Origin of the sequence: Lentilactobacillus parabuchneri DSM 5707 = NBRC 107865, from assembly GCF_001435315.1 — a bacterium.
Classification (GTDB): domain Bacteria; phylum Bacillota; class Bacilli; order Lactobacillales; family Lactobacillaceae; genus Lentilactobacillus; species Lentilactobacillus parabuchneri.
Genome location: NZ_AZGK01000006.1, coordinates 105,420 through 129,272 on the forward strand (window position 1 = coordinate 105,420; position 23,853 = coordinate 129,272).

The following is a 23,853-nucleotide window of genomic DNA, read 5'->3' on the forward strand; positions in this document are numbered from 1 at the left end:
AGGACAAGTATAACGCACTCAGATATAAAAGCGATCTTAAGCTTTTAATAAGTTAGAGTGCTTAACCAACCTTTTTTAGTATAGCATCTTTTAAGGGTCGTCCACAAAGGTTTGCAATTAAAAAACGGTCCGAAATTAATCGGACCGTTAGTAAAACCTTTATTCATGAAGAAATGAGCTTGAAGCATTTCGTCACTGTTGCATAAGCCGCTTGATTGCTTATGCAACGACAAAATTTTCATCATATTGGATTGGAGATAATGATTAACACAAAAGGAGGGCAGACAATGACTTTGTCTGAATCCCCCCTCTTGGACTCGTTTGAAGAATATCATATTGAATCTTTGCATACGATGCTGGCGTATGCGGACGTACATCGTGCTTTGTAGTTTTTTGCTTTTACCTAGTGGAAAACGTGCTTCGACGACCACAAACGAAGTGCAGTGTCTAGTCCTGTGGACGACGCAACTGATGCTAGTCGCACTTGCGTGGTTTTACCTTAGCAAAAATGTAACTTTGGTTTTTTTGCTTTTACCTAGTGGAAAACGTGCTCCGACGCAACTGACACTGCGATCTAAGCCACTTTGATTCAAATCCAAACCCAGGATTTCAATCAAAGCGACCTTAGCTCTCCGTGTCAAACCGTTGCTAGTCGCACTCTACTTTGACACATAATCCGTATTCGCATTCAAATCAGAGTTTAAGCTGTTTGGCGTTGTGTTGGTTGTGTATCGATCAAACACAAGGGTCACGCTTGAACCGTTTGCCAAAGTTGATGCATTGGCTGCAAGAGTCTTGGTTGGGTTGTATACGTAGAAGTAATGTGCAGTGGCAGTCGATGTCGACTTAGTTGAGTCAATTTGACCAAAGAAGCCGGTTAAGCCCGTCGTCGTTACTTCGTTACCATTAATATCCCAAATATCACTGTTTCTGTAAATAGTTTGAACACTATTAGATGAACTGGTGCTGTTCAATGCCTTGGTAAATTTACCGTTGGCACCAAAGTAATCAGAAACCGTAAACGTTCCGTTAGTAGCGCCGCCAGCTGGCAGTGCATCTTCTTGTGCAGAAGCCGTCAATGCTGGGAAGCCATATAAGAAGTCACTCGATGATAATGATGAGTTGGCCGTTCCAGTGGTTCCGGCAACATCAAACTTAACTTTGGTTTGTGAAGCAACAGGTGTTACATCAACCGTCAAAGTTGAGCCGAATTTAGCGCTGGAAAGTGCAGGCGTAACCGTCACGTTACTTCCATCTGATGCAAGATCTTTACTATCAGTGGTATCAATCTTATATCCAGAAGGTGCGCCTTCACTGTAAATGTACTTACCAATAGTTAAGCCCTTTGCGTTCGTGTAGCTGGCTGCACTGCCGCCCTCCTTGGTACCAGTAGCTGAAGTAGTCCAAGTGTTGGTGGTGCTCAATGTCTTACCAGTTGAAGTATCACGATAAGCAATCTTGACACTGGTGTCAGCGTCAAAAGTGGTTGTTGGTGTCGTTGAAACAGTCTTCAAACCACTGTATTTAATCCAGCCATTTGCTTTGCTGTTAGCTGAATCAGTTGCTTCGATTTTAACCCAGAGGTCGCCTTCACGAGTCCGAGTTGTTTCGTCTGTAACCTTGAAGGTCGCGTCCTTGTATGGGGTCGAGTCGGTAATCACACGGCCTTGCTTATATTGTGTCCAGGCAGGATACGTATAAGTAACTTCCGTGCCATCATTAGCGGTTCCTGGTGTGGCAATCTTGTAAGTAGCCGCCTTTTGTGCAGCAGTCAAAGCAGTCGTTTGAGTTGCTTGTGCAGAGTCGGTTGAGTATGAAGATGCAGATGATGACGTGCTGCTTGCGGCAGCTGGGTCAGTCGTTGTGTTATAGGACTTCACCCCGCCAGCAAATGCAGTCGTTGACTTACCACCGTAAATCCAGCCGCGATACGTGCCGTCGTATGAAACGATCTTGTAGTAGACGGATCCTCGATTGGTTGTGGCCACTCGATAAGCACGCCAGTTCTTCTTACTGCTGGTTGAATCAGCTAAATTAGCCAGCGTGTTCTTAGTCGCAACCGTTTTAGCACCTTTCAAAGTTCCAGCCTTTGTGTAGAGCGCATTGGTTCCGTTCACGTTGACATTTCGTGAAGTCGCAGCCGTGGTTAACGCCTTATTGGATGTGACCTTCGCGTATGACTTGGCACTTGCTGAAGTCGCATTAGCAGTCCCGGCAATCGCAACAAAACTCAAAGCCGCAATTCCTGTATAAATCGATCTTTTTAGATTTTTATTCAATTTCTATTCCTCCTTAACAAAGAATACATTTAGTATAACCTGTTATAGGAACATTGACATTACGGTACTCATACAAATTTCTTAAGTTGTTTCAGCAATGTGACATGAATAAAACAATCCAACAAAAGTGCATAGATATTCTTAAATTGTTGTATATTTAAGGTCCAGTTAAGGTGCCCAATGTAGAGTCTAAATCTTTTTATCGAAAAAGGCGGATCGAATTTAATCGACCCGCCTTTAAAGACTACCTTTATAAAAGCAGCAAGTTTGAAGTACTGCTTTCACTCGCATAAACCGCTTGATTGAATATGCGACTACAAATCATTTATATATTGGATGAAACTTTGGAAAACTAAAGGAGGTCGGGCAAGCTCCCTTGTCCGAACCCCCTTTATTTACTTGTAGAGCTGTGCTGTTATGCAACTTGAAACAAATGTGCTTTTAGGAAAGTGTTATCTATATTATTGTGCAATGTAATCAGTGTTTGCCTTAGTGTCCTTAGTTGCTTCACCAGGTAATTGAGTATTAGTGGTGTAACGTTGGAGAACAACTTTAACGGTTGCACCCTTTGATTGGGAAGCAGCGTTGTTAGCAAGTGTGTCCTTTGAGTTAAATACATAGAAGTAACGTTGGTTACCGTTGTTCAATGATTGGCCAAAGAAACCAACTTTTGTCGTCCCGTTCTTTGCGGTACCGGCAACGTTTGCTAAAGTTCCTTTATTGGCAGTGGCGTGATTAACAGCCTCATTGAAGGCCTTAGCAAATTTACCATTACTGCTTCCGGCTTCACCGAATAACGTCGTCAAATCAAATGAGGTATCAGTTGACTTGCCAAGTGCAGTAACCTGAGCGTCAGGGGTCAATGCGGGGTAACCGAATGCAAAGTCGCTTGACTTCAAAGCGGTCAATGCGCCACCTTCAGCATCTTCAGAGTAGAAGGATACTTTTAAAGCAGCCTTGGCAGCTGGTGTGACATCAACCGTTAAGGTGTCGCCAAATTTAGCAGTGGCGACATCTGGCGTGATGTTCTTGTTGCTGGCAAAGGAATATCCTGATGGTGCCTCTAATTGCTTGTTGATATAGTCAGCCAAGCTGTACCCACCATTGTTAACCAAGCTGGCAACCGAATCGCCCTGCTTAGTTCCAGTTGAAGCCGTCGTCCAAGTGGCCGTCTTGTCTAAAGTCTTTCCGGTTGTTGTATCACGGAAAGCAACCTTAACACTCTTGCTGGCATCAAAGTCAGTTGAAGGTGTAGTTGACGTCTTGGCTAAGCCGCTGTACTTGATCCAACCATTTGCTTTGCTGTTCTTTGAGTCGGTTGCTTCAATCTTAACCCATAAGTCACCTTCACGGGTCCGAGTGGTTTCGTCGGTAACCTTGAAAGTTGCGTCCTTATATGGGGTTGAGTCGGTGATTACCCGACCCTTTTTGTATTGGGTCCATGCAGGGAATGTGTAAGTGACTTGAGTGCCGTCATTTGAAGTTCCTACAGTGGCAATTTTGTAAGTTGCAGCTTTTTGATCAGCAGTTAAGCCATTAGTTTGGACGGTTGTGCTGGATGAAGCTGATGATGCTGATGAACCTGAAGTCGTCGTATCAGTGGTTGCTGCAGGAGCAGTCGTTGTGCTGTATGATTCAACACCACCACCAAATGTGGATGCTGACTTGCCGCCATAAATCCAGCCACGGTATTGGCCGTCAAATGAAACGACTTTGTAGTAGACTGAACCGCGGTTAGTCGTTGCGACACGGTAAGCACGTACATTGTGTTCAGAAGATTGGCTGTCGCCAAAAGTTCCTAAAGTAGTTTTACCTGCAACAACTTTAGCGCCTTTTACTGTACCTGCTTTAGTGTATAAAGCAGCGTTTCCAGTAAAGTTAACGTTACGAGTTGTGGCATCACCAGATAAAGCCTTGTTAGAGGTTACCTTGGCGTATGTTTTTGCACTTGCTTGTGTGGCATTAACAGTTCCAGCAACAGCAACGAAGCTTAGAGCAGTAAGTCCCACAAAAAGTGACTTTTTCAAAGTGTTCTTCAAATTCTATTCCTCCAATTGTGTAACAAATAGTCATCTAGTTTGAGCGCGCTAAACGAGAAGTGAAATCATATTACTAAAAATTAGCAAAGCAGAGCAATTAATTTAGTAATTTTTCACTGCTAAAAGATTATCACAGATGTGAAGGAAAATGTATAAATTGAGGAAATGTTCATAGAAAAGTCACATTTATACGGACAAATAAATACGTCTTATCCCTTTATCATCAATGGGTAAGACGTATTACTTATTAAAATTGCGAATTTTAAATGTGCATATTTTGTGTATAAAGTGTGAAGATTTTGTGAAGATTGGGGTTTTAGTAAAGTTGTAACGTTGTACTTGCTTTAAGACGGTGGTTTAACCGTGTCAAGTTAATTCTGAGCTGGTTGTTTAGGCTGCTGTTGTGGTGCCGACATAATATAATAAACTGTTGTCTCATCACCAAATTTCCCGGCGTTCACTTTTGATTGGTCTAAACTAAATGTTACATAATAATATGATACGGTAGCACCTTTTCCTTTTCCCAAACTAGTCAATTGTGGATACAGTGGGGATGTAAGTGTATTAAAGTTATCAATTAAATAACCACTCAAATCACCCTTTGTAAATTCGGCACCAGACTTGCCTTTGAAGCCATCGATAGCCGTTAAATTTGATTGAAATTTCTTAACGGCAGCATTTTTAAAATCATCATTAATTTTTGAAAGTGCTTTCTTACCCTTATCGTTTGTATTTGTCAATTGCTTTAAAATATCGGTAATATCAGATACTTTAGATGAATGTAGGTCTGCAGCACTCATGGAAACTTCATTGCCGTCCTTTGTTACTATAAGATCAACTGAAGTGTCATCATAATCCGCATTAATTGGTGACAAAGCTTGGGCATCCTTCACATCCGTGTCATTACTTGCGATCGACATTGGAATAATTTTACTGGACACATCCTGATCGACAACTGTCGGATTGACAACGACGTTCACTTGGCCACCAAATACCCCCGTTGAAATTGACTGAATCTGAGTCGCATTTAAGCCACTTTTGGCCAGTGAAAATGTTGAATTGGTTAAAAGGCTGGAGATCTTTGTGGTAATATCACTTTTTTCTCCATCACTTAGGGTTCCGATAACCGACCCTTTCGTCGCGCCATTTCTTACCCAATCAAAACTTTTAATCAGCTTACCGTCAGTTGTTGTCAAATTAATTCGTACAGCATTATCAGCAACTTTGTCCGCTAAATTAACTGTGATCGTAACCGTACTACCAAAAGTAGTTTGGGCTAGCTGAGTTATCTGACTTAGTGTCAATGCAGCTAAATTGTAGTCCGTTCCACTGAGCAGACTTTGAATTTTAGTTGTAACTGCTGACTGGTCAGTTGAATCCAATGACCATTGACCATTGACGTTAGTACCGAAGATTGCACCTTTTAAGCCACCTACACGTGGATAATCAAATGAACTTACTGCTTTTCCTGAAGCATCCACCAAATTAACGCGAATGGCGTTATCTGGAACTTGATTTACAGTCGGAACCTGACTCAACCCGCTAAGCAAAATCCAGCCTGTTGCCGGAGAGTTAACATTATTTGGGTCATAAATGTGGACCCACTGATCGTTTTCACGCGTCCGAATGCCGACTTGGTTGATTCTAAAGTTGGTGTTGGCATACATACTTGAATCAGTGATTGCCCGGCCAACCTTGTATTGCGTCCATGATGGTTCCTTATAAGTCACGGACTTACCATCATTTCGAGTACCTGGTGTTGTAATTCGATACATCGCGTTCTGTTGATCGGCGCTCAACGCTGACATCCCTTGATTGATAAATGTTGAATAGCGTTTCAAGCCGCCACCAAAGTAGCCGGTACTTTTCCCACTATAAATCCAACCACGGTACATCCCATCAAATGTGACGACTTTATAATAAACAGAGCCCCGACTGGTAACGGCCACTCGATAAGCACGGACGTTACTTCTAGAATCGCTGGAAATAGCCAACCCCCTCAAAGTTGACTTGGTTGCAACGACCCTTGCGCCTTTCAAAGTACCGACTTTGGTATACAAAGCTTTCTTCCCGGTAAAGCTAACATTACGACTGCTCTCCGGGATTGTTAACTTGTCATTGCTGGCGATTTTGGCATACGTTTTTGCACTCGTGTCCTGCGCGTGCTGTACCCCTACTCCAACGGTGAATCCTAACACTGCGACGCTCAAAAAGATGGATCTCTTTACCCTCAAATTCATGAAATACTCCTCAAAAATATTATTTGTGACTCCTACGATTTTACATTAGTTGAGGGTGGTATTCCATCTATTTTAAGAATTAATTCACAAAAATGCCCGGGACCATAGATATACGAAATTTCAGATTATTATCTCCAACCAATTAATGATAAAATAAAAAATGTGCATTAGATCACAGCAATTATTTGAGGAGTGAAGTTATGAAGAAGATCATCTACTGTTTCTTGTTAACGGTCATGATGGTTGGCGGCGTCAGCTACTCGCAACCAACGACAACGTCAGCAGCCACATACGTTTACACGACCCGAACCGGGAAACATTATTTCTATCATCGGCACAACCGGGGATTGAATCGCGCCAAGAAAGTTTATCGCGTTAAGCTTTCAACTGCCAGGAAACGTGGATTGACATTGGCAAAGACCGACTACAATCCACACAAGAAAACGACCACTCGAAAGAAGGCCAACCGCGCCCGGAAGAAGGCGGCAAGCACAAGCAGTAAGCCGATTCGAGTCAATGGTAAGCAAATTGTGATCATTAATCACAATCGGCCGAAGTTTTCCAAGAGTACCCTTTCCCGTCGACACGGTGCTTGGCAGAAGTACGGCAATCTTGATTTCTTGAATCGGGCGACAACCGCCAATGCATTGCTAAACAAGAAATTAATGCCAACTGGGGAAAGAGAGCCGCTCTACTTTGACCCAACCGGCTGGCACAACAAGCGCATCAAGGGTGGCTGGCTGTATAACCGCTGTCATCTAATCGGCTATCAGTTGACCGGGCAAAACAATAATCCGAAGAACCTGATCACCGGAACCCGGTCGCTGAACACGCCAAGTATGCTGCGGTACGAAAATCAAGTTGCCTATTACCTCCGCGGAAGCTACAAGCACTACATCCGTTACCAGGTAAGACCTGTATTTAAAGGCAACGATTTGCTGGCAAGCGGCGTTCAAATGCAGGGTAAATCAATTGGCAGCAACAAAGTTCACTTCAACATTTATATCAAAAACATTCAAGCAGGCGTCAAAATTAATTACAAGACTGGTACCAGTCGCGTCGGTTAATTGACATTGAATGAAAACAGGGCATCCCTTGGTTAGGGTGCCCTGTTGTTTTGTCTTATTTTCATTGATATGAATCATGTTCCCTTTTGCTGAACTATTAGTTAATGAATTCTCTCAATCTTGTTGACTCATATATATTAAGTCGGATCTGTTGGACTCGGGGATTTTTGTTATACCGAATTGATTTAGTAAAGTTTCTTCACATTCATCTGTGTTGTGGCACGTTAACATGTCGCCAAGTACAGTAAAAAGTAAGGCCATTTCATATGACCTTACTTTTTGAATATTAACATCCAAGTTCATTCTATTTACTTAATCCATCATACGTATAATATGCTTTAACAGGATTCCCATACGTTCCACTATCAGCCTTATATGCACTGAATGTATATTGAACCCACTCGTTAGTGTCTTTAACTGGGGCTTTTTCAATGTCTCCATCTGGACTAAAGACTGGTATTTTAACTGACTTTAATGTCTTTAACGCAGAATTATTTACATATCCTGTTGCAGTGTCTTCAGTAAACGCAGCTCCGGGAGTTCCACTAAATTCGTCAAAGTTCAAACCAGTCGAAATGAATTGTGATTTAGCTTGATCAACAAATTTTTCGGAGATACCGTCATAAGCGGCCTTCCGAACTGCATCATCCTTAATACCACTTAAGAAGTTAGTTAACAAATCTTTCCCATTAGGGTCTGCTAATTGAGCTGCCGTCACGTTAAAGGTCCGATTCGTCGGCGTTGCAGCTCCAGTAACAGTTGGGTTTTCAACAAATTTGTCTTGGGTTACTTCGCTCGGAATTGAATACCCATTTGGAGTGTTACTATACACCCCGGAAACTCCTTTAAGGGCCGTAAGTGTCTTATCGTCTGAATCCTTTTGCTTACCATATGGGGTAATGGTACTTATCCCATTCGACACCGGCACCACATTCAGATAAACCTGCCCACCATATTGTCCGCGGGCAATCGTATCGATTTGGCTGGTACTCAGTGTGTTACCGCCGGAAAGCTGGTAGCCTGAGTTTGCCAGTGCTGTCGTGATTTGGCTTTGAATGGTTGCTTTGTCGCCATCGCTTAACGTCCAGTTGGTGCTGCCGCTGACCGCAGATCCGACCGTTGTTCCCTTGGTTGCGCCGCCTTTAACAAAATCAATTGTCTTCAGCGATGTGCCATCAGGTTTACGGAAATTAATTCGCAGTGCGTTGTCAGCAATGTTAGTCACGGCATTCACCGAGATATTCACAGAACTACCAAAATTAGTCTGGGCAATCTGGGCAATTTGAGCAGTCGTCAACATATCCAACGTGTAACTGGTTCCGTTCAATGCATCCCGAATTTGATTCAAGATACTTGCCCGGTCAGACATACTGATTGTCCAGTTACCGTTATCGCTGTACCCAAAGTTAGTTCCCTTCTTGGCACCATCACGAGTGACTGTGATGGATTTAATCACCTTACTATTGTCCTTTGGATCGACCAAATTAATTTGGATTGCGTTGTCGGCAACCGGTGCTTCAGTCTGCTTCAAGCCGCTGTATAAAATCCAGCCGTTCGCAGGCGAATTGGCGTTTGTGGTATCCGTGATGTGAACCCATTGGTCGCCTTCACGCGTCCGTGTTCCCACTTGATCAATCTTAAATGTGCTGTTGGCATATGGGCTGGAATCCGTAATCGCCCGGCCAACCTTGTATTGCGTCCATGCCGGCTGTTTGTAGGTCACAGTCTTGCCGTCATTAGCAGTCCCAGGGCTGGCAATCTTGTATGTGGCCTTCTGTTGCGCATCAGTCAAGCTGGACAGGTTCTGGTTTTTAAATGTGTCAAATGCGGTGATCCCGCCGCCAAATACTGATTGAACCTTACCACCGTAAATCCAGCCACGATAGGCACCGTCGTAAGTGACTACCTTATAATAAACCGATCCACGATTAGTTGTCGCTACCCGATAAGCCCGCACGTTATTCTGTGAGCTTTTGGAATTAGCGATCTTCTTCACGGTGGTTGTCGATGCGACCTTCTTGGCACCTCTTAATGTACCTGCCTTAGTGTAGAGGGCATTTGAGCCGGTAAAGTTAACGTTCCGACTGGTTGGGGTGCTGGTCATCTTGTGATTTGACGTTACCCGCGCATAACTCTTGGCGTTTGCTGATTGGGCTGTGGCGGTTCCCGCAGCTGCAACAAATCCTAAAGCAACTAATGACACGAATAATGATTTCTTGAGATTAGACGTCATAAAAGTACTCCTCCTTTACAAAACTTAACAAATATCTACTCCTTGGGTACATTTTCATTATAAAGGACCTATACTTTCGAACTCAATTTTAAACTCTGGAATCAAATGACTTTCAATTTTGATTCTCCAGACACTCATTCACCACTTGACTTTTAGCCGGTTTCCTCGTTTAATACAGATGTACAAATAACTTAATTAATCATTTTGTGGTCTGGGGTGCTGAAAAGCTGAGACAAACCCATGGAACCTGACGCAGTTAGTACTGCCGTAGGGAGACCATTTTAGTCAATCAGTTTCTGTGAAAACGACTGAAAGCCCACTTTGAATTTCAAGGTGGGCTTTTTAATGTCATTGGTTTGACGACCCCTGAGCAAAATGGTGGGAAAGGAGCGGTGGTTTGTTGTCGTCTGTTACCATATTTTGAAATTCAATCAGGAGGACTATTTTGAAAACTTCAAGGACTTTTACCAACCAAATGCATGAACTTGCTCAGCCACTTTGGCTTCAAAGTGTCAATCATCCATTCATCAAGCAATTAATCTCTGGTGAACTGCCAATGTCAACGTTCCGCTATTATCTTCTTCAAGACCGCTACTATCTCAGTGAATTCGGCAAGCTCCACAACCTGATTGCGGAACAAATGGACGACCCCGTCGCCATCGACTTTCTTAGAAAAGGTGCTGCGGGCTTAAAAAACGGTGAAATTGCTGTCCGTAAAGGCTTCTTCACCCAACTGAACATCACCAAAGAAGAGATTGCCCTCACCCCGATCGCACCAACGGCATACAACTACGTCAACCACATGTACGCCGCTCTTTACCGCGGGACGCCGCAACGGGCAATTTCCGCACTGCTCCCCTGCTACTGGTTGTATAACGAGATTGGCAAGGCGATCATTTCGCAAGGTTCCCCAGTTTCGCTTTACCAACAGTGGATTGAAACCTATGACAGTGAGGGCTACACCGACAGTGTCAACCAAATGATCAACTTGACCAACCTCGCTGCCAGCCAAGTCGATGACGCTGAACGCCAACAAATGACCGACGTGTTCATTAAAAGTAGCGCTTACGAATTGGGGTATTGGCAGATGTCGTTGAAGCATGAGGATTGGGATGCGTTGACGAGATAAAATATTATAAATTAATAAATCTGTACATCAAAAAGTGACTCGCACCTTTGCTAGTAATAGCGACTATTGGTTGAGAGTCACTTTTTATCGTTAATTCCCATAGGACTCAAAAAGCGAGCCTACCCGTACAGGCGACTCGCTAAAAAACAGTGAAGCAAACTTTATTACTTGTTTGTAGATGTTACTTCGGGAATTTTATTGAATGGAGATGCGTCATAAACAACCTTTGCTGGGTCCCCATAGGTTCCCGTTATAGCTCCTCCAGTGTTAACAATGTCAAATGAATAAGTTATATTTGAAATTGTTGGATCCTGAACTTTATTCTGACCGTCCAGTGAAAATACGGGGAAGTTTGGTGAATGAATGTACCACAGATTATTTACTAAGAGTGACCCAGTTAGATCCGTAATGCCCCATTTACTGCCACTTTGACCTTTAAAGCCATTGAAGTTCAAATTGCTTAAAGCATATTCTTGAATTGCTGCATCGTAAATTGCTTTATTCACTCCATTAACAGCTTCTATTGCCTTATTTTGTGCAGATGTTCCAGTTTCCGATCCAACTGCATGAGTAACAATATTCTGTACAAAAGCAGTAGTCAAATTACCAGGAACGTCATTGAAAGGCTTATCAGGATTGTTAGGATCAGCTAACTCAATCTTGGTTGTCACACTTGACCCACTCACAGGATGGAGTGGACTGCTTTGATTGAGAGAAAATACATATGGAGTAATGGTACTCGTCGCACTACTTACCGGCACAACATTAATATAAACCTGTCCACCGTAAGTTCCACGAGCAATGGCATCCATTTGTGTACTGTTCAAAGTATTACTATTAGTATTCAACTGGAAGTTAGTCCCACTTAAAGCGGAATTGATTTGAGATTCCATGGAACTCTGATCACCCGAATATAATGACCAAAGTGTATTACCACTTGCAGAGAGTCCAACATTACTACCTTTAGCAACGCCACTCTTGGACCAGTCAGTATACTTAAGAATCGTTCCATCAGGCTTTACAAGGTTGATCCGAACGGCATTATCAGCAATATTAGCAATCTTATTAGCGACCAAATTAGTCGAACTGCCAAAGTTGGTCTGAGCGATTTGTGCAATTTGGGCTGTGGTCAAGCTATCAAGACTGTAGTTCGTGCCGCTAAGCGCTGCTCGAATTTGATTTTGGATGCTTGCCAAGTCAGATTGACTAATCGTCCAACCACCATTTGAATAGTACCCGAAGTTAGTGCCTTTCGTTGCACCACTTCTGGTAATCGTGACGGATTTAACGATTGTTGAATTATTGCTTGGATCGACCAAATTAATTTGAATGGCGTTATCGGCAACCGGTGCTTGTGCCTGTGTCAATCCACTCATTAAGATCCAGCCATTAGCTGGTGAGTTGGCGTTGTTAACGTCATAGATGTGAACCCACTGATCGTTTTCACGAGTCCGAGTTCCAACTTGGTCAATCTTGAAGATGGTGCTTGCGTAAGGTGTTGAATCGGTAATTGCCCGGCCAACCTTGTATTGTGTCCATGCAGGTTGCTTGTAAGTGACGGTCGTGCCATTATTTGCAGTCCCTGGGTTGGCAATCTTGTAGGTTGCACTTTGTTGCGCAGCAGTTAACGTCGATAAGCCTTGGTTTTTAAACGTGGTGTACTGGGTAACTCCCCCAGCAATACTTGCAACGCTCTTGCCACCGTAAATCCAGCCACGGTATGCACCATCATAAGTAACTACCTTATAATAAACCGATCCCCGGTTAGTCACGGCTACTTGGTATGCCCGGACGTTGTTCGTCGAAGACTGAGAATTCTTAATTTTGTTAAGCGTTGTCCTTGAAGCAACGACTCTGGCACCCTTCAACGTACCAGCCTTGTTATACAGAGCATTGGAACCAGTAAAATTAACGTTTCGGTTCTGTGGTAACGTTGTCATTTTTTCATTTGAAATGACATGTGCATAGGTTTTCGCACTTGCAGTTTGTGCATTGACAGTCCCTGCGACTGCGATAAAGCCTAATGCAGCTAATGATACAAATAAGGACCTTTTAAGATCAAATCTCATTTGAAACCCCTCCTTGAATAAACCCAATAATATCTTAATTCCTCGATCACTTCTTATTATATATGAGTAATATAGGGGGTTCAAGAAAAGACTTTTTAATTAAATGAATCTGTTAACAATTCTGTTATAGCAAGCTATCGGTAAAGCTGAAGGGCCCTGCCGTTTAGCGGCTGAATGTCTCGGTTATCCTTACCAAAATGTTCTCTAAACCAGCCGACTTGTTCGGCGTTTAGAGTAAATTCCGGATTTGTGATTACCAGCCATTCGACCCCTTCGGTCAGCGGTGGTGTCGTCAGCGAACCCAGATAGTGGATCCCCACCGGATACCAGGGCGCCCAATCGCCGATACTCAATTCAATCGGCTCGGTCGTACCAGCCTCATAGTTGTCGATGATTTGTTGAAACTTGGGATTTCGCGTTTCCCCTTCAGAAATCATCAACGCCACGACACACAACTGGCCAATCACATTTTGGTGAACCAAATGAATTTCCAGTGGGAAACGTTTGCCATCCACCACGTGTTCAGATGGCGAATGAAAATGTACTTGAACAAAATCAAACGTCCGGCCAAAAATCTCAGCGTTTCCAGTTCCCCGTAACCGGATGGTCGTACCGTCGTCAACTTCTTGATGTAATTTGTAGTCATCGAGCACGTGATACTGCATCTGAGTTTTAACAGCCTTTAGGTTATCTGTCTTAATTTCGATTGGTGACTGCAGCTCCCCGAAGCCGTTTGGCCAATCTTGTTGTTTTGCGTAATCAAGCATAGAATTGTTCCTCCCCCAATTGTATTCAGTCCCTATTTTACGCTACTTGGAGACGACAAAAAAGCCACCATTTGAGGTGACTTTTTTGCTTGTGCAGTATGAGTCTAACCAAGTCTCGTCACACTGTCTTAATCATAAAAACTGTAGAACACATTAACCGGCTGCCCAATCGTTCCGTTTGAAGCTGAGTTTGCAGTGTAATTAATCGTGTTCCAGACAACTTGAATCGAGCCGCCACCAGATGCTGGTACCACAAATTCAGGGTACTTCGGTGATTGCAGGGTCAAGAGGCTTGGATTACTGCGGACGTAACTCATCAGCTGATCGCTGGTAAAGGTTGAACCCGTGGCTGCACTGCCATTAGTGAAGTTCAAGCCGGATGGTGCAACGTATTGCCCTTCAGCGGCCGTCTTGAAGCTGGCGTTTAGGCCTTTAAGATAAGATGGACCGTAGTTATCCTTATCATTTGTATAGGCCTTAGTCATCGCATTCAAAATCGTCTGTTGCTGTGCTTGGGTGAAGTTATTGAAATCACTGGCTGACAAGTAACCGGTTTGGTTACCGTCAGAATTTGGATTACTGTCCACAAAGTTGCCGCCAGCGTTAACAATTCCGTTATTTACCGCGGCCAAAGCATGCGTGCCGGCACTGTTGTTATTAGTGTTGGTTGCGTATGGCGTGATTGTGCTGTAAGCCGTATTGACTGAGGTGCTGACAACTGGAATGTTAACTGAGCCCGTTCCAAATTGTGCAGCGGCTAATGCGGCCCGTTCAACCGTCGTCAACTGACTGCTGTCCAGCTTATAGCCAGTGTTGGCCAAGCCAGCGTTAATCTGGTTAAGGATGTCGTTTGCAGTTGCATCAGTCAACGTCCAGAGGCCGGATGTTTGTGAGTAGCTGCCTAAAGTCGTCCCTTTGGTTGCATTTTGAACCGCATAATCAACCGTCTTAACGGTCTTGCCGTTTTGGTCATTCAAATTAATTCGGATGGCGTTATCGGCTTGTTGGGTTTGAACGGGCGTCAAGCTGCTGAGCTTAATCCAGCCGTTGGCAACCGTATTGGCTGGCGTGGTTGAAACAACGTGAACCCAAGTGTCATTGACACCTTCACGAGTTCGATAGCCACTTTGGTCAATCTTAAACGTTGCATTGGCGTAAGGCGTCGAATCCGTGATTGTCTTCCCAACTTTGTACTGGGTATATTGCGGTGCGTCCCAGGTTACGGAATCGTCACCAGTTCCCGGAGTGGTGATCTTGTATGTTGTCAATTGTGGGTTAACGCCCATAACGGTTGATGTAAATGTCGTGTAAGGCGCAATCCCACCGGCAAAGTTACTGGTGCTCTTGCCACCGTAAATCCAACCACGGAAGTTCTGATCAAATGAAACAACCTTATAGTAAACAGAACCGCGGTTCGTGGTTGCCACCCGGTATACCCGGAAATTGGCAGTCGAAACGTTGGCGTTGGCTAAATTGCTGACAGTCGATTTGGAAGCAACCACTCGAGCACCCCGCAACGTACCAGCCTTGTTGTATAGAGCATTGGTACCTGTCATGGTGACGTTTCGAGTCGTTGGATCGGAATTTAATACGGAATTCATGGTCACTTTAGCATAGGTTTTGGCGCTGGCAGTTTGTCCGGTTGCGACGCCGGCAGCTGACACAAGCCCCAAAGCGGCCATTGAGATAAATAATGACTTCTTTAAACTCATTTTCATAATACGATCCCCTCCTAATATGAAATCCTTTGTTACATCTTTATTCTAACGCTTACCCGTAGGTCCGTGTAGAATATGCCCTTTCGATCGTTCCAAAAGACCCCCGTTCCAGTGCAACCAGAGCGGGGATCAAACATGCGAGATTAGTGATTATTGGTTAGTAACGGTGCCAGTTGCAGTTAAGCCATCAAGCTTAATCCAGCCATTGGCAACAGTGTATGCAGGTTCAGTTGCAACGATGTATACCCACGTGTCGCCTTCTTGGGTACGGGTTCCGATTCGGTCAAGACGGAATCGGGCAGGACCATAGTTACTTGTGTTATCATCTTAATGACTCTGGCACCGTTCTTCAGTGCTGTCCGGACCGCTTTACGCATTTCATCGGGTGAGTCAGTTAGATAAGCCATGTGCGGGCCGTCCCCGTGGCCACCAGTCATCGACATTGCTTTGCCGGACGGTTGGAGTTCAGGCACGTGCTTGAGCACCCCTGCTGCCTGGAGCCGTTTTAATTTGATATCCGTGTCGTAGGCATCCCCACACTCACGGACATAAGTCACCCCGGACTTGAGCAGTTGTCTTAAATGCTCCAGTGCGTAGAAGGCCGATTCAGCTTCCGAAGTATCAAAGCCGCCGTCAAATTTATCCGGATGCGACGTCAAATGTGAATGAACGTTGAACAATCCCGGCATCACGAAGCGGCCGTTGAGGTTGACTTCTTCGTCCGCGTTTGGTGTGTTGCCAGTCCCACGATCCACTAATTTGCCATCCTCAACAACAAACCAGGCATTGGCCTCATTCTCGGGGTTGCGGCCATCAAATAATGAAAAGTTATGAAATAGTGTTTTAGTCATCTTTAGTTCCTCCAATTATTTCCAGTAAGCGTATTGATATTGTGCGTCTTGAATCAATGAATACTTGAGGCCACCGACCTTTTTGCTGATCAAATTAGCTTGGGCTGGCTGATACAGTGGGACGTAATCCATGTTTTGAACCAACTGCTTGTCTGCTTCGGCCAATTTGTCATAGCGGGCCTGGCCACTCAAATCATTTGACTGGTTGAGCAATGTATCGAGCTTAGCGTCCTTCAAATGCGTGAAATTAACCTGGTTGCTTGATGCGGCCAGTCCGGTAAAGTCGGATGAATCCAACCAGTTGGTGCTCCAGCCGGTCAGGTTCATGTCAAAGGTGCCGGCAAAATCGCGGGCGACGTGTTGGGCATGTGGAATGGACGTTACGGTGACTTTCAGGCCGTCAAACGCTTTTTGGGCCGCTGCCTGTATGTATTCACCCACGTGCTTATCTTCATCGGTATCGTCAGTCAATAGGTTCAATGTGACATTTTTCTTGCCGGTTTCCTTCAGATAAGCCTTCCAATAAGTTTTCGCCTGGTCGACATTATATGGTAGCAAGTTGCCGACTTGTTCGGCCATATCCTTGCCAGTCGCCGGATCGGTTTGGTCATTTCGCGGCACAGCACTCAAGGCTGGCTTGGAGCCATCTTGAAGCACACTGTCCGTCAATGTTTTCCGGTTGATAACCAGTGACATCGCTTTTCTCAGGTTCATCGAATTGGTCTTTTCTCGCTTACTATTGAAGTAAAGGTAATTCAAGCGACCGGTCAAATGCGTGTGCATCTCCGGATCATCCTTGTTTTGGCGGACATACTGGCCAGTGACAGAAGTGACATCGACCTTGCCACCCTTAAACAAGTTAACTGAGGTATTTTGATCCTTGGCAACGGTGACGTTCACCTTGGCAATCTTGACGCCTTTTGCGTTGTAATAGTAAGGGTTCTTGACGTAGTGCCAGGAAGAATTGCTGCCGGTCCAGCCAACTAATTTGTATGGGCCGTTATAAACCGACGTTTCGGCGTTGGTACCAAACTTCTTGCCGTATTTCTTCACGGCTGCCGCATTAACTGGTAAATACTTAGTCGCAACCAAGCCGTTAAAGTATGGCACTGGCCGGCTCAATTGAATCTGAAGCTTATGGGCGTTCAGGGCTTTAACCCCCAGCTTGTCCGGTGAGAGCTTACCGGATTGAACGCCGGCAAAATTCTTAAAACTATCGTAGATGCTGGCAAATTGCGCTTTGGTCTTCGGGTCAACTGTCCGTCTGAATGACGTGACAAAATCGTTGGCAGTCACTGGCTTGCCATTGCTCCACTTGGCGTCTTTTCTTAACGTAAACGTGTATGTCTTGCCGCCATTGGTGGGCTTAACGACTTTGGTTGCCATCCCTGCAACCAACTTGTTGTCGCCGTTATATTTATAGAGGCCTTCCATCGTCTGGTTAATCAGGCTCGCGCTGTTGGTGTCGTACGACGTGTTGGGATCAACGGTTGCCGGTTCGTCCGGTAAGGTGACGTTTAACGCCTTGTGGTGACTTGCTGAACTGCTGCCGCACGCAGATAGCGTGACGCTCATGAGTAGTGCCATTGATAGTACAACTAATTTATGTTTCATATTAAAAGCCTCCTAGTTTAAGTTAAGAATTGATGAGAAATCCTGCTGACGGCCGTGCCGATGACAACTAAAAAAGCGCCTTTTTCGAAGAGTTATTCTTCGAAAAGGGCGCTTTTGCGCGGTACCACCTTTGTTTGCTTAAACAAGCCTCATACAAACGGCAACATGTCCTAGACACGTCATCCGCCTGGCTAGGATCCAGGGGAAAAACGCGTCATGTTGCGATTTGCCGCATTCTTAACGGTTGCGTACCGGTGATTGCTTACTACATTCAGCCCACAGCTCAGAAGTGATTTTCACAATCATCCCTTCGTCCCCGCTCTCACTGATCCGGGTTCGCTTTACGAAATAGATAGTTGCTACTTTCTTCGTCAACACTTTTGAATTTCTCATCTTTTCTTAATGATTATTACAATACTCCTCATAATAGGGTGCTGTCAACAACCAAATAAAAATTCGCTGAATTGATTTCACTACCAACAACCAGCTAGGAAAAAATTTTATGTACAGCCACTGACAAAGCCAGCGGCCGAGCGGGTTGATAATGCTTGAATCAGCCTCGCCGAGATGGAGAAATGGGGGTGATGCCAATGCTTATTATATTCGGTGAGGTAAGACCAACCTGCCAGTATCGAGATTATAGCACGGTTGATGGAAACGGTGTCAACCAAACAACTTTATCAAAATAAAAGCCAAGCGATTCTCCCATCTCTTGGGAAAACGGCTTGCAAGTTAAGTAAATGATTAACCGTGCAGTTAGAAAGCTCAGTTATCTAAAAAATATATCTTTATACTATTTATCTATTCAATCACGTGGCTCGTTGGCATGTAAATCGGTTCGCGCTTCATCGCCCGATCGATTGCTTCTTCAATTGCCAACGGACTATTCGTGTTCGTTGTTGCGACAAATTTATTCATGTCGCGGGCGTTGGAAATTGCTTTATTAGCGGTATTGTGGCTGACTGAATTTAACATCACAATCACAATATCGGCGTGTTTAACGGCCGTCAGGAGATTACCTTCCATCCCCTTGCCCGACACTTTTTCATCATACATTAATAATTCTTTACCATGATGCGCATCAATCACTTCTTGAGCCACCGAACGATGACTTCCGTAACCACACATGAGGACTTTTTTATTCGTTAAATCATAGTCCATGTTCGGCTGGAACGCCTTCACCTTGGTATCGCCCTTTTCAACGTACGCTGAATGCGGCTTGGTGATGGTGTCGTCTGTTTCGGGCTCATCGGTATCATATTTCCAGGTGACGCGGGCTTCATTAGATTCGTTTGACGTGTAATAGGCCAATTCGATTAGATCACCCTCGCTCACGTGGTTTCGCCGAACGTCATCTTCGTCCAGCTTAATCGTGGTGGGTTCGCCATGCATTAATAGTGGTTCATGATTATAATCATACTTTGCGACTAAAGTACCGTCTTCTGCGCTTTCAACAATCGCCTTTTCTCTAACAATATTAGGTTCCGGGTCAGCACTGACATCGACGATCGTCACTTGCGGTAATCTGCCAGTATAGTTTTTGTAGTTCGCTGGATCCGGATTCAAAACAGCCATATCGCCGCCATGAATGCCTAACTTGCGGACCATTGATTCAGAATAATACTGCGGTCCGATCGACGCCCCGATTAATTTTCGTTCAACCTTATATTTGTTCTGCGGTCGGCTGGCTTTTTTACTGGTAGGACGGGCCTTGGTTGAAATAACTTTGAATAACTCTTCAGCAGGTTTGGATTCTTCAGCTGGCTTTGGTACTTCTTCAGAAGCCGGTTGAGTCTGCTTACTCACTTCGGGTGTCGACGTTTCATCATCGGCGCTCAACTCGTGGGCGTATTTACTAATTGTTTCAATTGCCTTGGTTGCTAACTCAAAATTATCGTCGTTAACGTGTTTTAAAATGTTCTCAATATCTGCACAATAAGTGTTTGATTTTAATTTACTCATCGCATTCTCCTTATGTTCCTAGGTTTGTAATGCGCATTCTGACTGCAACATGCTGATCATCTCCTTTGCTAATAGGTTACCACGTGTCGAGAAAAATGGAATGGTTTTGACTAAAATTTCTTGTCTGGGAATTGTAGACATGCCGAAATGTGTCGATTTCCGTAGCAAAAAAGCTAACCAATAATGGCTAGCTTCATGAGTCTGACACTTATTAATTTTGACGGGTCTTAAATCCATCCCCGTACGCCAGCAGATAAACGGTTCGTTCGCTGACCCCCGGAGCCACTTGGGTATCGATTCGTAAGTTCGCGATTCCGTTTAAATTCAAACTAACCGCCGTACTATACAACTTTTCAATCAGCTTCTCCGTAACAACTTTTAGACCGTCACCCGGATTGCCGACGGCTTCGGCATAGACCGCGCTGGCCAGCGCCCCGTCAGCCGGAATCGAACCCGTTGAAATGACAACTTGCTCAGCCAATTGGCGTTCCTCAGCGCTGATGTCTAATCCCGCCAATACGTCGGTAAACTGGCCGCTGTGTTTTAACAGCGGCTTTTTGTCGGCATCGGTCAGCTTGGTTCCACATTTCAAGCAAAAATTGGCATTGGCATCATTGCTCATCCCACACTTAGGACAAACTCTGTAGACTTCTTTGAGCATCGTGTCGCCTCCTAGTAATCGTCATCGTCGTCATCATAGCTATAGAATGTATTGTTCAGTGAGTCATGGCCATCGCTGTCAATTTCAACTGAGACATTATTTTCGTACTTCACATTTGTAACGGTAACATCAACCGTCGTATGATCGCCGTCGTCATCAGAGACATTCGCATAGCCACCATATTGATTACCGCCGTAACTGGATGTAATTGTGACATCATCACATTCAGCATCCAAATTCATGTCATTTTGAATCATGTCGGTCACGACCGAGACGGCTTCTGTCGAGAGTTTCTTCTCAATCTTGCTTTCCTTGGCTTCTTTTTTCTTCTTAATACTTTCCTTCAATTGCGACGACTGAATCATCGCTTCTTTTTTAGCCTGGGTCTGCTGGGAAGTAATAATTGAACTGGCCACCGTAACCGCAATAATCACAAGCACGACGCCCAGAACCCCGCCGATCACCCAGTTGCGGTGATGGTGATTGCTGAACCAGGAACCGGTTTGACCACTTCGATTGCTTGGTTGAGGTTGATTGATATTATTATCGGGCGCCCCGCCGTTAAATTGGGCGAATGAAAAGCCACACTTCGGGCAGAACTTCGCAGTTGCTTTGACCTTGGCACCACATTTCGGGCAAAATTTAAATTCATCCATACCGATCATCTCCGTTTCTAGTCGTAATCCTTATCGTAGTCGTCAACTTTTTGAGCGCCTGACAGATAACTGATGGTCAAGTCACTGTCATCGTCGCTGTTGCCTTTGGTCAGAGTCGCGGTATAACGGAAAATCTGGTAATGATAGTGGTCGCCATTATCAAATCGATATTTCAAATCAAAGGTTACGTCACTGCTGTTATCAGAACTCAGCTTGATGGAATCAATCGACTCGCTCATGTCGGTTCCCATGATGTCATCGTCGTTATAGTAGCCCTTACCCATTTTGACAAATTGGTGATAGTTGGAATCATCGTCGCCATTAGTGAAGAACGAGGATAAGTCGTCATCATCGTCATCGGTGGCGTCGGCAATATCACCATTGTTACTCAACGAGGCCGTCGCGTCACACAAGTTTGTCAACAACGTATCGGCATCGTCGTAGCTGACCAAACCCTTAAATGGTAAGGTGATATCCTGATTGCCGTGATTGTCGCCGACCACTCGGCTTTGGGAATTGATGCTGGTCTTGCCAGTCTGGTAGACTCCTTGAACTTTAATGCTCTGGGTCCAAGGAAAGTCTTTGAATGCCAGCGTACCACTGGTGCCGATTTTGCCTTGATCCTTCGAGTTAATCATGACCGTGGTGCCTTGTGGTCCGTGGACCGTGAAGGAGACGGTCTTCAAAGTTAATGGAATCAATTGTCCGTTAGTGTGCAAATGATAGTTGTTATCATTGGACAACTTGTGGCCGTTGATTTCGGCAGAGCTCGATAAATCGTAGGTGCCGGGAACCAATGGCCCGATTTTCTTGGTAAAGTGCGGCTTGGTTGAAGTGGTGATCAACTGACCGTCTTTTTGAAGCTTGGCGTTCTTCTTGTTGACCGATAAGGTGACATAGACCGGCTTGACTTCAACTTCATACTTGGGAAACAGTAAAAATTGGCGACCGTTTTGCTTGAAGGCCAAACGGTTGTCGGTGTACGTCCCCAACGTCTTCATTTGGGTCTGGAATGCAGCCAGATCTTCTGGATTATTGTGGAAATACTTAATCAGCGGCTGCAAGCTCTGGTCATTGATCTTCAAATTAGGATCCTTGGTGAAGAAATATCGGCGAACCCCAATCTGATTTTTCTTCACCGCCGCTACGACCCGGTTCAACGTGCTGGCTTTTGAATAATAATGGGCGCCATATGCGATTGTGCCGCCTAAAATAATAACTAAAATTGCTGCCAGCCAGATTAACCGGCGTCGGCGCTTCTGCTTCTTGGTCCGTTGCTTTTTCTTCGATCGGCTAAAGCCCTTTTTCTTCGAAGTTGGTGCCTGTGGTTGAGTGGCATTTCCCTGCCCGCTCCCCTGGCGATACGCCGCCAAATTATAGCCACAGTTAGGGCAAAACTCTTCAGTCGCTGTCACCTTATGCCCACAATTCGGGCAAAACTGCACATCCTGCGAATCATTTGATTCCATTAACATAACCTCCTAATTACCTATCTATAAAAATACCCACGAAGTTAATTATAGGTTAAACGAACTGTTATGTCAGTAGAAATTCTTAATAAATTCATAATATCTGGCGAATTGCTTGGTAAACTAAAAAAGCTAACCGTTTTTGGCTAGCTTTCTGAAGACGGTTATGAAATTAGTTTGGCATGAGTCAAATCAATCTGCCACTGATTTCCTAAATCGATTTTACTTTTTGTAAGCAATAATTGCGACGTATCCGCCCTTATCATATCCGGGGACGGTTTCCTCAACGGCCTGATCCGCATAAGCCGGACTGGCTAAAAGCGTTTGATAGTATGAGACATCCACAAATCCCAACGTTTGAGTCAGAACTTGCGCCTTTTCCGGAGTCGTATGCCATTGAGCTAAATTTAAAAAGTCTGCTGGATATGGGAATTTTGGCAATGCGCCAGTTAGTCGCGAATCCTGATAACCACCCAACGCGTCTGCAAGCATATACATCAACCCGTATGCACTTTCTTTTGGAACATCCAACAAAATTAACCGACCACCAGGCTTAAGGCCGCTGGCAACGTGTCCATAAGCGACCGTTAAATCGGAGATATAGCTGGAACTCCCATTGAAGTAAATCGTATCATATCCCTCATCAGGAAGGTCTGCTGTCTCCGCACTGGCAATCTGAACGTGCATTCCTCGCTTAGTCGCAATGGCCGCCATGTCTTTTGAAGGCTCCACACCTTCCTCAACATTAATCCCAGTCTGTTGACGAAGCGCTTGCTCGAATAATCCGCTGCCACTACCAATTGATAAAGTTCTTCCGGGATTATCACCTAAACTTTTCTTTAGTAATCCCAGCTCACTCAAGAAGACTTTCTCGTTGGCAACAAACCATTCATCATAATCCGAAGCGTAACCGTCAAATAATGCTTCTTTCATCACAAAAAACCACCTTTTTAGTTTTTTGCTAGAAATCCCTATTCAATTAAAGCTTCCCTACGCGAGTATTAACTCACAGGTTCAAAGGGTTTGGTCTCAGCTACTGAATTAGCACCCCTAGCGGTTTAATGGTAGCACATTTAACAACTCATGGATCAGTCAAATG

16 protein-coding genes and 2 riboswitches are annotated in these 23,853 nt (G+C 44.5%); of the genes, 2 read left to right on the forward strand and 14 right to left on the reverse strand.

The features are described from left to right. Positions 1-659: 659 nt before the first annotated feature. From FC51_RS07425 to FC51_RS12115, 3 genes are all read right to left on the reverse strand, one after another. Entirely contained in the window at positions 660-2,279 is a 1,620-nt protein-coding gene (locus FC51_RS07425; RefSeq protein ID WP_057909767.1) for a hypothetical protein, read from the reverse strand. Between the two features lie 461 nt (positions 2,280-2,740). After that, positions 2,741-4,318 carry a hypothetical protein gene (locus FC51_RS07430; protein ID WP_057909768.1) on the reverse strand — a complete coding sequence of 526 codons (1,578 nt, stop codon included), beginning with the start codon at positions 4,316-4,318 and terminating at the stop codon, positions 2,741-2,743. 371 nt (positions 4,319-4,689) lie between these two features. Further along, positions 4,690-6,558 carry a hypothetical protein gene (locus FC51_RS12115; RefSeq protein WP_065203871.1) on the reverse strand — a complete coding sequence of 623 codons (1,869 nt, stop codon included), beginning with the start codon at positions 6,556-6,558 and terminating at the stop codon, positions 4,690-4,692. 200 nt (positions 6,559-6,758) lie between these two features. On the opposite strand from FC51_RS12115, the gene FC51_RS07440 reads away from it, so the two are divergent. Beyond that, on the forward strand, positions 6,759-7,625 hold the full coding sequence (locus tag FC51_RS07440; protein ID WP_057909769.1) for a DNA/RNA non-specific endonuclease: 867 nt from the start codon (positions 6,759-6,761) through the stop codon (positions 7,623-7,625). 304 nt (positions 7,626-7,929) lie between these two features. Here FC51_RS07440 and FC51_RS07445 read toward each other — a convergent pair whose 3' ends face one another. Beyond that, positions 7,930-9,858 (reverse strand): hypothetical protein, encoded by a 1,929-nt coding sequence (locus tag FC51_RS07445; protein ID WP_057909770.1) that lies wholly within the window; start codon positions 9,856-9,858, stop codon positions 7,930-7,932. Between the two features lie 202 nt (positions 9,859-10,060). Beyond that, positions 10,061-10,149, forward strand: a riboswitch (TPP riboswitch). Positions 10,150-10,303: 154 nt separating this feature from the next. Here FC51_RS07445 and tenA point away from each other — a divergent pair. Continuing rightward, complete coding sequence (tenA, locus tag FC51_RS07450; protein WP_449826304.1) at positions 10,304-10,987, forward strand: thiaminase II; 684 nt, start codon at positions 10,304-10,306, stop codon at positions 10,985-10,987. Between the two features lie 164 nt (positions 10,988-11,151). Here the strand turns inward: tenA and FC51_RS12555 are convergent, their stop codons facing one another. The 10 genes from FC51_RS12555 to FC51_RS07500 form a co-directional block, all read right to left on the reverse strand. Next, complete coding sequence (locus FC51_RS12555) at positions 11,152-13,056, reverse strand: hypothetical protein (protein WP_057911254.1); 1,905 nt, start codon at positions 13,054-13,056, stop codon at positions 11,152-11,154. 134 nt (positions 13,057-13,190) lie between these two features. Beyond that, positions 13,191-13,823, reverse strand: coding sequence for a carbonic anhydrase family protein (locus FC51_RS07460; protein ID WP_057909771.1), 633 nt, complete (start codon positions 13,821-13,823; stop codon positions 13,191-13,193). A 128-nt stretch (positions 13,824-13,951) separates the two neighbouring features. Then, positions 13,952-15,541 carry a hypothetical protein gene (locus FC51_RS07465; protein ID WP_057909772.1) on the reverse strand — a complete coding sequence of 530 codons (1,590 nt, stop codon included), beginning with the start codon at positions 15,539-15,541 and terminating at the stop codon, positions 13,952-13,954. Between the two features lie 179 nt (positions 15,542-15,720). Further along, complete coding sequence (locus tag FC51_RS07470; RefSeq protein WP_057909773.1) at positions 15,721-16,392, reverse strand: amidohydrolase family protein; 672 nt, start codon at positions 16,390-16,392, stop codon at positions 15,721-15,723. Positions 16,393-16,407: 15 nt separating this feature from the next. Continuing rightward, on the reverse strand, positions 16,408-18,006 hold the full coding sequence (locus FC51_RS07475; protein WP_057909774.1) for a peptide ABC transporter substrate-binding protein: 1,599 nt from the start codon (positions 18,004-18,006) through the stop codon (positions 16,408-16,410). Positions 18,007-18,807: 801 nt separating this feature from the next. Further along, positions 18,808-19,968, reverse strand: coding sequence for a DUF2325 domain-containing protein (locus FC51_RS07480; RefSeq protein WP_057909775.1), 1,161 nt, complete (start codon positions 19,966-19,968; stop codon positions 18,808-18,810). Between the two features lie 211 nt (positions 19,969-20,179). After that, entirely contained in the window at positions 20,180-20,629 is a 450-nt protein-coding gene (locus FC51_RS07485) for a zinc ribbon domain-containing protein (protein ID WP_057909776.1), read from the reverse strand. Between the two features lie 11 nt (positions 20,630-20,640). Further along, the gene (locus FC51_RS07490) at positions 20,641-21,285 is read right to left on the reverse strand and encodes a zinc-ribbon domain-containing protein (RefSeq protein ID WP_057909777.1); all 645 of its coding nucleotides are present in this window, start codon (positions 21,283-21,285) and stop codon (positions 20,641-20,643) included. 17 nt (positions 21,286-21,302) lie between these two features. Next, positions 21,303-22,754, reverse strand: coding sequence for a zinc ribbon domain-containing protein (locus FC51_RS07495; RefSeq protein WP_057909778.1), 1,452 nt, complete (start codon positions 22,752-22,754; stop codon positions 21,303-21,305). Between the two features lie 222 nt (positions 22,755-22,976). Continuing rightward, positions 22,977-23,687 (reverse strand): class I SAM-dependent DNA methyltransferase, encoded by a 711-nt coding sequence (locus FC51_RS07500; protein ID WP_057909779.1) that lies wholly within the window; start codon positions 23,685-23,687, stop codon positions 22,977-22,979. Positions 23,688-23,724: 37 nt separating this feature from the next. Further along, positions 23,725-23,816: riboswitch (TPP riboswitch) on the reverse strand. Positions 23,817-23,853 lie beyond the last annotated feature (37 nt).